Source organism: Streptomyces sp. NPDC048600, from assembly GCF_055587025.1.
On record NZ_JBVJGZ010000002.1, the window covers coordinates 24,870 to 35,678 of the forward strand.

General features: G+C 75.3%; 6 protein-coding genes and 1 pseudogene. 3 read left to right on the forward strand and 4 right to left on the reverse strand.

Features of this window, described 5'->3' with window-relative positions; all coding sequences use genetic code 11:
- Positions 1-198 precede the first annotated feature (198 nt).
- The 4 genes from ACZ6SQ_RS02265 to ACZ6SQ_RS02280 all read right to left on the reverse strand — a co-directional run bounded on the left by ACZ6SQ_RS02265 (position 199) and on the right by ACZ6SQ_RS02280 (position 8,481).
- A complete protein-coding gene (locus tag ACZ6SQ_RS02265) occupies positions 199-4,818 on the reverse strand; it encodes a hypothetical protein (RefSeq protein WP_469555827.1) in 4,620 nt (1,539 codons plus the stop codon).
- Positions 4,819-4,866: 48 nt separating this feature from the next.
- On the reverse strand, positions 4,867-5,745 hold the full coding sequence (locus ACZ6SQ_RS02270) for a hypothetical protein (RefSeq protein ID WP_386386002.1): 879 nt from the start codon (positions 5,743-5,745) through the stop codon (positions 4,867-4,869).
- 31 nt (positions 5,746-5,776) lie between these two features.
- A complete protein-coding gene (locus ACZ6SQ_RS02275; protein ID WP_469555831.1) occupies positions 5,777-7,303 on the reverse strand; it encodes a hypothetical protein in 1,527 nt (508 codons plus the stop codon).
- A gap of 467 nt (positions 7,304-7,770) precedes the next feature.
- Complete coding sequence (locus tag ACZ6SQ_RS02280; RefSeq protein ID WP_469555833.1) at positions 7,771-8,481, reverse strand: GntR family transcriptional regulator; 711 nt, start codon at positions 8,479-8,481, stop codon at positions 7,771-7,773.
- Positions 8,482-8,597: 116 nt separating this feature from the next.
- On the opposite strand from ACZ6SQ_RS02280, the gene ACZ6SQ_RS02285 reads away from it, so the two are divergent.
- The 3 genes and pseudogenes from ACZ6SQ_RS02285 to ACZ6SQ_RS02295 all read left to right on the forward strand — a co-directional run.
- Positions 8,598-9,356, forward strand: coding sequence for a LamB/YcsF family protein (locus tag ACZ6SQ_RS02285; protein WP_469555835.1), 759 nt, complete (start codon positions 8,598-8,600; stop codon positions 9,354-9,356).
- 149 nt (positions 9,357-9,505) lie between these two features.
- Positions 9,506-10,123 carry a 5-oxoprolinase subunit B family protein gene (locus tag ACZ6SQ_RS02290; protein ID WP_469556605.1) on the forward strand — a complete coding sequence of 206 codons (618 nt, stop codon included), beginning with the start codon at positions 9,506-9,508 and terminating at the stop codon, positions 10,121-10,123.
- A 43-nt stretch (positions 10,124-10,166) separates the two neighbouring features.
- Positions 10,167-10,697: pseudogene (locus ACZ6SQ_RS02295) on the forward strand (5-oxoprolinase subunit C family protein); the annotation flags it as partial.
- Between the last annotated feature and the right edge of the window lie 112 nt (positions 10,698-10,809).

Consider the following 10,809-nt stretch of genomic DNA (forward strand, 5'->3'; position numbering starts at 1 on the left):
CCCCCCCCCCCCCCCCCCCCCCCCCCCCCCCCCCACCCCCCCCCCACCCCCCCCCCTCCCCCCCCCCCCCCCCCCCCCCCCCCACGCCGGCAGGCGCGGGTCGCCGCGCGAGCCCAGGAACGGATACACAGGCCCGGCCGAACCGGGCGGCTGTCCCACTCCTGAGCCGGACGGCTTCGGGCCCTACAACTCCGGGCCCTACGGCCTCGCCTGTGCCGGACGCTTGAACATCCGGGTGGCCGTGATCTCGCTGTGCACCGACTCCCCCGCCTGGGGCTGCTGTGGCAGGCCCGGGCGGAGGTGCTCCTCGACGCTGATGTACTTCAGGCCGGCCCTGAGGTCCGCGTCGTTGCGCAGGCGGATGACCAGGGGGAACTCGGCCAGCGCCGTGGTGTCGAACAGGCCGGTGGTGTAGAGGAGCTGGACGCCCAGCGCGTCGGAGACGGCGCGCTGGAGTTCCAGGAGGTAGGTGGCGTTGGCGCGGCCGATGGGGTTGTCGAGGAAGAGCGTTCCGGCGTGGCGGTGCTTGTCGCGGCCGCGGTCGTTGGAGCGCAGGGCGGCCATCGTGCAGTAGAGGGCGATGGCGGCGGTGAGGAGCTGGCCTCCGGAGAAGACGTCGCCCATCTGGCCGACGGGCACCCGCTCGGCGCGCAGCACCGCGTCGGGCTTGAGGATCTCCACCGCGATGCCCTTGGGCTGGAGGGCCGCGCCGACGCCCCGCAACAGCAGGGACATGCCGTCGCGGCGCAGGTCGGAGTTCTTCTTCACGGCCGCGCGGGTCGCCTCGTCGATGACCTCGCCGAGTCGTTCGGTGAGGGTCGCCTGGTCGGGTTCCTCGAAGCGGATGCGCAGGAACTCCTGGCCCGACCACTCGCCGAGGCCTTCCGGCAGCCGGGACAGCCGCTGTGCGGACCGGAGCGTGGCCAGTGCGGACTCGACCAGTCCGCGCAGCCGGTCCACGATCGAGTCGCGGTTGCGCTCCAGCTGGGCCAGTTCGTCGGTGAGGACGCGCAGGCGGGGTGCGAAGGCGTCGGCCCACTTCTGGGCGTGCTCGGGCAGGGCGGAGGCGGGCAGTTCGCGGATCTGCTGGCGGGCCGGGGTACGGACCTGTTCGTAGCGGGTGGAGTTGGCGTGCCGTACGAGCACGTCTCCGGCCTCACGGACGGCGGCCTCGGCGGCCGAGAGGTCGGTGGCACAGCCGCGCAGGGAGCGGCGGGCCTCGGCGGCGGACTGCCGGGCCTCCTCCAGACCGCCGGGGTAGGGCTCGGGGGCGTCCTGCTCCTCCTCGGTGACGTGCTCGCGCAGCAGGTCGCGCAGGAGGGCGGCGATCTCGTCGAAGCCGCCGGCCGCGTCCTCGGCGGCCCGGTGGGCGTCGAGGAGTTCGGCGTGTGCCTCGCGGGCCTGGTTCAGGGCCTCGGTGCGGGAGGCCAGTTCGGCGGTCGCCGTGCGCAGCAGGGCCTGGGCGTGGTCGGTGTCGCGGGGCTCCGTCTCCGTGGGCAGCTCGGTGTGCGCGTCGCCGTCCTCGGGGGCGTGCCGCTCGGCCTCACCGCGCAGTCGGCCGAGCTGCTCGCTGGCGGTGGACATGCGGGTCTCGAGGAGCTGCACCAGTTCCTCGGCGCGGGCGGCGGCGGCCTGCCGGGAGGGGCCGTCGGAGCCGTCCGGGGACTGGAGGAGCTGCTCGGCGCGGGTGCGGACCTTGTTGCTCAGCCGGTCCAGCTCGGCGCGGGCGGCGCTCTCGTCGCTCTCGGCACGGGCCTGCTCGGCACGCAGATCGGCGCCCACGCCGACCTTCTCGTACACCTGGGAGGCGGCGCGGTAGGCCTCGCGCAGGGCGGGCAGCGACGTCTCGGGGGCGGCCGCGTCGCTGTCCGGCACGTCGTCGGGGGCGCCGGCGATCTCGGCGCGCTCGGCGCGCAGGGCACGGGCGGTGCGGCGGGCGTCGTCGGCGGCGCGCTGGGCGGCGCGGCGGTCCTCGTCGGCGGCGCGGGCGCGGTCCAGGCAGGTCTGGGCGCGGGCCTCGGACTCGGTGGCCTCGTCGGCGAGTTCGCGCAGGCGGACCTGCCAGCCGGCACGCTCGCGCAGCCGGAAGGCGAGTCCGGCGAGGGCGTCGGCGGCACGGCGGGCCTTCTGGGCGGCCTCCTGACGTTCGTCGCGGACCTGGGCCGCCTCGTTGGCGGTCTCCTCGGCCTCGGCGCGGGCGACACGGGCCTCGGCAAGTTCGGCCTCGGTCTCCTCGGCGAAGGCACGGGCCTCGCGGGCGGCCTCGGCGAGCTCCAGCAGGCGTCCGGCGGGGCAGCCGGTGCGCCAGGAGGCGAGCCGGGCGGCCAGTTCGCGGTCCTTGCCGAGCCGGGCGGCCAGAGCGCGGATCTCGCCGTCGCGCTCGGTGGTGCGGGCGCGCAGGGCCTGGCGCTCCTCGTCGGCCGCGTGTTCGTCGTGCATGGCGGGGTTCGGCGGGACGAGGAAGACGTCGCCGTCGTCGGCCGCCGGGGCCGGGGTGGGAGCGAGCAGGGCGGACGCGGTGCCGACCGCTACGGCGGAGCGGGGCAGCAGCGCGGCGTCGCCGAGGGCCTCACGTGCGCGGGCGTGCGAGGCGGGGTCGGTGATGATGACGCCGTCGACCAGTTCGGGCCGGGCGGCCAGCACGCGCGCGTGGTCGGCGGGGTCGACGGCCTGGGCGAGGTAGCGCCAGCCGGGCAGGGCGGGGATGCCCTGCTCGCCGAGGTACTCGACGGTGGCCAGCACGTCGGGGCCGGGCGGCAGCAGACCGCCGTCGCCGAGCGCGCCGAGGATGCGGGAGTCGTCGGCGGCCGCGGTGCGCAGCTCGAACAGGGTGCGTTCGGCGGAGGAGACGGCGTCGTCGAGCAGTTCGCGCAGTTCGTCGGCGAAGCGGTCGAGCTCCTCGGCGCTCAGCGGCGCCTCGTCGGGCGTGTCCTCGTCGCGGCGGGGGTGCGGTACCGGGCCGCGTACGTCGTGTCCGGCGAGTCCCAGCAGTTCGGCGAGGCGTTCCTCGGCGGCGAGGGCCTGGGCGGTGCGGCGTTCGCCGTCGTGGGCGCGCTCGGCGGCGACGGCGGCGTCGGCGGCGCGGGCGGCGGTCAGCTCGGCGCGGGACTCGGCGGAGGCGGTCTCACGGGCCTGCTCGGCTGTCCTGCGGGAGGCCTCGCGGGCGGTGTCCCAGGCGGCGACGGCGGTCTTCTCGGCGTCGCTGGCGGCGAGGGCGGCGCGGGCCGGGTCGGCGTCCGGCGCACTGTCGTCGAGCCAACCCGCGCGGACGGCCTCCGCGGTCTCCTGCTCGACCTCGGTGAGGCGCTGGCGCAGATGGCCGGCCTCGCTGCGGGCGCGCTGGGCCTCGGTGGCGGCGGCGGTGGCGTCACGGTGGGCCGAGTCGCCCGCCTCCTGGAGGGCGGCGGAGCGCTCCTCCCCCTCGTTGGCGAGGGTCTCGGCGCGCTCGGCGGCCGCGTGCAGGGCGCGGACGAGGTCGGCGGCGGCCCTGGTGCGGGCGGCGAGGGCGGGGGCGGCGTCCCGCTCGGCCTCCTGGATGGCGGCGGCCACACGGGAGACACGGTCGGCGGCGGCGCGGTGGCGCAGCACGGCCTCGGCGGCCTGCCAGGCGGAGTGCAGGGTGCGCGCGTCGGCGAGTTCGCGCTTCTGCGCGGCGGCGGACTTCTCGGCGCCGGCGAGGGCCAGCGAGGCGTGCCGGTAGGCGAGTTCGGCGGCGATCAGGGCGCTGCGGCCCCGGGCGGACTCGGAGTGGGTGACGGCGTAGGCGGCGGCGGTGACCCGCTGGGCAAGCTCGGTGGCGCGCCTGCGCTCCTGCACGCCTCGCGCGGACAGCCGACGGGCGAGGGTGCGGGTGCGGCGTTCGGCGCCCGTGTGGACGTCCCGTGCGCGGGTGCGGCCCTCGGCGGCGTCGACGATCCGGCCGAGCAGGTCCACCGATCCGGCGGTGAAGTCGCGTTCGGCGATCAGTTCGGCGCGGCGGCCGAGTTTGTTGCCGAAGCCGCTGACGAGGTCGGCGAGTCCGTCGGTGTCGCGGGTGTCGGTGACCGCGCGCAGCAGCAGGTCGGTGAAGTCGGAGTCCTTCTTGACCGCGAACAGGCCGGCGGCCTCGCCCTCGTCGGCGTTCATCTCGCGCTGGTAGCGGAAGAGTTCGGGGTCGAGGCCGAGGTCGCCGAGGTGCTCGGTCCAGCGCTCGTGGATCTCCTCCCAGTGCACCTCCAGGTGCGGGTATGCCTTGCCGGCCTCGGTGACGGCGTCGCGGAAGCCCTTCATGGTGCGGCGTCGGCCCTGGGCGCCGGAGGCGCCTTCCGCGGTCGGACGTACGGCGGTGGACTCCGCGACGGGGAGGTTGTCCAGGCTGAGTCCGGGGCCGGGCCGGAAGGAGTACCAGGCCTCGGCGAACTTGCGCGGGTCGTTGGAGACCTGGCGGCCGCGCCACTCGCTGACCTTGCCGACGACGACGCACTCGCCGGTCTGCACGTGCTGCCACTCCAGCGCGACATGGCCGCAGTCGTCGGCGAGCAGGAACTTGCGCAGCACGCCGGAGCTGGCGCCGCCGAGGGTGTTGCGGTGGCCGGGCAGCATGACCGAGAAGATCAGCTTGAGCAGGACGGACTTGCCGCCGCCGTTCTCCAGGAAGAGCACGCCCGCGGGCGCCGGGCGGCGCGGCGGGCCGACGGGCTCCTCCTCGAAGAACTCCGCCTGCGTCGGCGCGGGGTCGGGCACGACATCGCCCACGCCCCGCAGGTCAAGCACGGTGTCGGCGTAGCGCGCACCGGCGGGTCCGATGGAGTAGAGGCGGACCCGGGACAGCTCGTACATGGCGGACTCTCGTCAGTCTTCTTGCAGATCAGAAAAGGTTCGGAAGGGTCATGCGTGGAACGGCAGCCCGGCGTCGGCCACCAGCTCCAGGTCGTCGCCGTCCTCGGCGGGCAGGAGCGTCGGCGTGCCGTCGGTGACCGGCACGACGCCCAGCTCCAGCAGTTCGGCCATGGCGGCGCTGCCGGCCATGTCACGGACCTGGAGCTGGTAGCGGGCGGTCGTGCGGTACGTGCCGCCGTGGTCGTCGCCGGTGCGCTGGAGGAAGCCGGAGTCGGTGAGGAAGGCGACGGCCTTGCCGACGATGCCGGTGGTGGACCCGGCGAGGCGGCGGGCGTCCTTGGTGGCACCGGTGGCGCTGCGTCTGGCCCAGATCCGCCAGGCGGCCTCGAGACCGGGCGCGTCGGTGGCGGGGTCGGTGTTCTCACCCGTCCGCTCGGCCCGTTCCTCCAGTCGGCGGCACGCCTGGCGGACGAAGGCGTCGACGCCGTTGACGCTGACGCGTCCGATGTAGCCGTCGTCGGCGAGGTCCTCGGCGCGCGGGAAGGCGAGGGCGGCGACCGCGAGGTGGGCGAGGCCGTGCAGGAACCGGTCGCTGCCGTCGGCGGACGTACGGCGGGCGTAGTCGCCCATGCGGACGGCGAACACCGAGTCCTCGGCGGCGGTCACGGCCATCCCCGCGCGCGGGGACACCTCCAGCACGATCAGGCCCAGCCCGGCGGCCACGGCGTCGGCGAGCCGGGCGAACGGCGGGTCCTCGCGGTAGCGCCGCAGCAGTTCGGTGTACTCCTGGTCCCGCGCGGGCTGGAGCTTCGGCTGGAGTCCGAAGGCGACGAGCCGAGCCGCGTCGGCGGCGTCGGCGGGCGTGACGGCGGGGTTCGCCGGTGCCGCGGCGGTCTCCGGCTCACTCCACTCGACGTGCTCGGTCACGGCTTGGGCTCCTTGCTTCGCTGTTGCTCACTCATGCTGCTTCCGTCCGGTCCGCCGCCATGCCCGCGGCGTCCAGCAGGGCGGTCCCCACGATCAGGTCGGCGCCGCCGAACTCGGGGTCCTCCAGCTGCGTGCCGTCGTCGACGGCGAACAGGAGCTTCTGCTCGCCCTGCCGGTAGGCGGTGCCGACGGCGGGACTGGCCGCGTGCACGGCCAGCAGGGCGACCAGATACGGAAGATCGGGGTCGGACCGCCGGGCCTGGGCCAGCAGCCCCGACAGTCTGCGCGGGGCGTCGGCGGGCAGGTCGAGCAGTTCCATCGCCGCGGCCAGCTGCTCCTCGCTGAAGCGGCTGTCGTCCGGCGTGGCGATCAGGTCCGGCTCCGGCATCTCGGCGCCGAGGTGGTCCCGCTCGGCCGGCGGCGTCAGCAGTATCTCTACGAGGTCGGCGACCCGTACCGACACGGGTGTGCGGAAGCCGGTCCCGCGCGCGAAGTACGCGTCGGTGACCCGCACCGCCTGTTCCACCGGCAGCGGCAGCACGGGCGCGACGAGGTGGCCGTAGAGGTCTATCCCCGAGGAGGCCAGGGGGGTGGCGAAGGCCTGGCGGTCCTGCTCCGCGCGGAACAGCGGGCCCGCCTCCAGCAGCCGGGACTGGAGCTGGGTGTGACGCCGGATGCAGTCCTTGACGATGTCGACGAGTTCGGCGGCGCGGCGCTTGTGCTCGGGGTCCTCGGACTCGTCGCGGGCCCTGCGGATGTTCGTCAGGATCGCGTTCTCGTGGCGGTACCGGTCGGCCACGTGGTCGAGCGCCTCGGCGATCATGTCGGGCACGGCCTCGAGCCAGTCCACCGCGCGGACGTTGCGCCGGGTGGCGTCCAGCGCCCTGCGCAGGGTCTCGGAGTACTGCACGGTACGGTAGCGGGCCTGCTCCGCGGCGAGCTGGGCGTCGGCGAGGCGGCCGCGGCTGATCAGGACCTCCAGCTTGACCTCGGCGGCGATCTGGGCGCTGGTGACGTCGGTGTCGAGGGCGCCGACCAGGACGTTGACCGCCTCGTCCGTCGTACGGAGGTAGACGCTGCCGCCGGGGCCGGGGACCTCCTCGATCAGCTTGAAGTCGTAGTCCCGGCGGACGTAGGTGCCGTCCGGTGCGAACGTGCCGTAGACCGCGCGGAAGCCGCGGTCGACGCTGCCTACGTTGATCAGGTTCTCCAGCACCCAGCGGGCCACGCGCTCGTGCTCGGCGGTGGGGCGCCGTGGGGCCTGGGCGGCGATCCGGGGCACCAGGCGGGCGACGACCTGGTCGTGGTCGGCGCCGGTGTCGAAGTCCATGTTGAGTGTGACGAGGTCGATGGCCGAGAGGGCGACCTCCGCCATGCCGTACACCGAGTACTCGCCCGCGAGGTTGGCCTTGCGCGCGTCGAGGTCGTGCAGCGGCGCGGTGCAGGCGAGCGCGCGCAGGCGCCGCGCCAGGCCTTCGTCGGCGGCCGGGCCCGGGGCGGGGCGGGGCCCTGCGGTCGGCTGGGGCGGGACGAGGTCCGTCGGGGCGGGGGAAGTCACGGTGCACAGATTAGGTGCTTGGTCTGACAACGGCCCAAATCGGGAGCGGGGCCCTTGCCGGGTGGGGGGTGGTTGTGGGCCTGGTCGGCCGGGGGCCGTGGTGGTCGGTCGGCTGCGGGCCGTCGTGGGCTTGTCGCGCAGTTCCCCGCGCCCCTTGGGGAATCGGTTGCGCCGTTTCTCGCGGTTGTGGGGGGCGACACGCATTGCGCAGTTCCCCGCGCCCCTTCGGGAGTCCGCCCCGCCGCTTCTCACGGGCCTGGAGCTCGATACGCGTTGCGCAGTTCCCCGCGCCCCTTCGGGAGTCCGCCCCGCCGCTTCTCACGGGCCTGGAGCTCGATACGCGTTGCGCAGTTCCCCGCGCCCCTTCGGGAGTCCGCCCCGCCGCTTCCCACGGGCCTGAAGCGCGACACGCATTGCGCAGTTCCCCGCGCCCCTAGGGGCGCGGTTGTGGAGGGCGATGCGGCCTCTTACGGGGCTGGGCGCTTGGGTGGCGCAGGGGCGTCTTGGCCGTATGCGGTCGCGATGGTGGTCAGGGAGTCCGACAGGTACGTGTCCAGGAGTTGTTCGGCGGCTGTCTGGTCTCCGGTGGTGAGGGCGTGGAGGATCTCCTCGTTGCGGAGCAGGTAGGGCTCGTGGAGCCGCTGGGGGTCGTTCACGACGTGGAAGGCCAGCCGTAGCTCGGCGAAGACGCCGCGCATCAGCTCGTCGGTGCGGGGGCTGCGGGCCAGGGCGACCACTTCCTGGTGGAAGCGGATGTTGGCGGTGCCCAGCGCTTTCCAGTCGCCCTCGGCCCCCGCGCGGCGGCCCTGGGCGACGGCTTCGGCGAGGCCGTCCAGCGCGTACGGCGGCTCACCGAGGCCCCGGACCACCGCGCACTCCACCAGCGCGCGCGTGCGGTAGATGTCCTTGACGTCCTCGGCCGTGAGAACTCTCACGAAGACACCGCGGTTCAGCTCGTGGACCAGCAGGCGCTCGTGCGTGAGCAGGCGGAACGCCTCGCGCAGGGTGTTGCGGGAGACCCCGAGGGCCCCACCGATGCTGTCCTCCGAGAGCCGGGTGCCGGGCGGGAAGAAGCCCTCGGCGATCCGGCTCCTGAGGATGTCGGCGACTCGCTCGGCGGTGCTGGTGCGCCCGAGGAGGACGCGGTCGCCGGCCAGTCCCGTCAGCTGCTCAGCCATGCCCGGAATTCAACCGTAGTGAGGAGGACGGGACAACAGGGGTATTGAAGGATCGTTCAACAATCCTCTACCTTGCTCGTCACGGCGTGGCTGGCTCGAGGAGACCGGAAGGCCCCATGACCCCGATCGATCTGAACGCCGATCTCGGCGAGGGCTTCGGCCGCTGGCGGCTGACGGACGACGAGCAGCTGCTGTCCGTCGTCACCAGCGCCAACGTGGCCTGCGGCTTCCACGCCGGGGACGCGGCGACCATGCGGCGGGTGTGCGAACTGGCGGCCGCGCGCGGGGTGACGATCGGCGCCCAGGTCTCCTACCGGGACCTCGCCGGGTTCGGGCGGCGCGCGATGGACGTTCCGCCCGGTGAACTGACCGCCGAGGTCGCCTACCAGATCGGCGCCCTGGAGGTGTTCGCCCGCGCGGCCGGTGCGCGCGTGGCGTACGTGAAGCCGCACGGGGCGCTCTACAACCGGGTCGTGCACGACGAGGAGCAGGCGGGCGCGGTCGTCGATGGCGTCCTCCTGGCCGACCCGTCGCTGCCCGTGCTCGGACTGCCCGGCTCACGGCTGCTGGAGCGGGCGGAGAAGGCCGGGCTCCCGGCGGTCACCGAGGCCTTCGCCGACCGCGCCTACACCGAGCACGGCACCCTGGTGCCGCGCGGCACCGACGGCGCGGTGGTCACCGACCCGGCCGCGGTCGTCGAACGGTCGGTCGGCCTCGCCCGGGACGGCCGGGTCGTCGCGTACTCCGGCCTGCCGATCGAGGTACGCGCCCGGTCGCTGTGCCTGCACGGCGACACCCCGGGAGCCGTCGAACTGGCCCGACGTGTCCGCCGACGGCTGGAGGCCGCCTCGGTGCGGGTGGAGGCCTTCGCATGAGCGGCGATCCCGCCGCCCGAGTGCGGAACCGGCCTGCGGGGCGCACGGGCACCGATCCCGCACACCGCACAGGCGACCCCACCGACCGCACAGGCGACCCCACCGACCGCGCAGGCGACCCCACCAGCCGCACCGGCGACCCCGGCCGCATTCGGGTCCTGCGCGTCGGCGACGACGCCCTGCTCGTCGAGGTCCCCTCCGGCGAGGAGGCGGAGGCCCTGCTCGCGGAGCTGCTGCGCCGCCGCGCGGAGGGCTCGCTCCGCGTCCGCGAACTGGTCCCCGCCGCCCGTACGGTGCTCCTCGACGGCGTGGCCGAGCCGTCCGGGACCGCCGCCGAGCTCACCGCCACGCCCCTGCCGCCCGTGCCGTCACGCGCGCGTGACGTGGTCGAGCTGCCCGTGCGCTACGACGGACCCGACCTCGCGGACGTCGCCGCCCACTGGGGCGTGTCCGCACACGAGGTGTCGCGCATCCACGCGGGCACCGAGTTCCGCGTCGCCTTCTGCGGCTTCGCGCCCGGTTTCGGCTACCTCACCGGACTGCCGCCCCGCTACGACGTACCGCGCCGGACGACCCCGCGTACGGCCGTGCCCGCGGGCGCGGTGGCCCTCGCGGGGCCCTACACCGGCGTGTACCCGCGCTCCTCCCCCGGCGGCTGGCAGCTGATCGGCACCACCGACAGCGTGCTGTGGGACCACGCGCGCGTACCGGCGGCACTGCTGTCACCGGGGGCACGGGTGCGGTTCGTGCCGCAGGGGGACGGATGAGCACCCGGCAGGACACGGGCCGCCCCACACCCGGAGGTGCCGTATGACCCATCGCGCGCTGTCCGTCACGGCCGACCGCGCGATGTGCGTCGTACGGGCCGGGGCGCTGACCACCGTGCAGGACCGGGGGCGGCCCGGGTACGCCCATCTCGGAGTGCCCCGTTCGGGCGCGCTGGACGGCCCCGCGGCGGCGCTCGTCAACCGTCTGGTCGGCAACGCGCCCGACGCCGCCGTCCTGGAGACCACGCTCACCGGCTGTGCCCTGCGCCCGCGCTCGGCGGTCGTCGTGGCGGTCGGCGGCGCGCCCTGTGCCGTCACGGTGGACGGACGCCCGGCCGCCTGGGGCGCCGCGGTGCGGGTGCCCGCCGGCGCCGTGCTGGACGTCGGTCCCGCCGTGACGGGCGTACGCGGCTACGTCGCCGTCCGGGGAGGCGTCGCGGTCGAACCGGTGCTGGGCAGCCGCTCCACCGACCTGCTGTCCGGGCTCGGCCCGGCGCCCCTGGCCGACGGCGCCGTACTGCCCGTCGGCCCGGCACCGCTGGCCGACGATCCCGCAACGCCCCTCGGCCCCGCGGCGGGGGGGGGGGGGGGGGGGGGGGAGGGGGGGGGGGGGGGGGGGGGGGCGGGGTGGGGGGGGGGGGGGGGGGGTGGGGGGGGGGGAGGGGGGGGGGAGGGGGGGTGGGTGA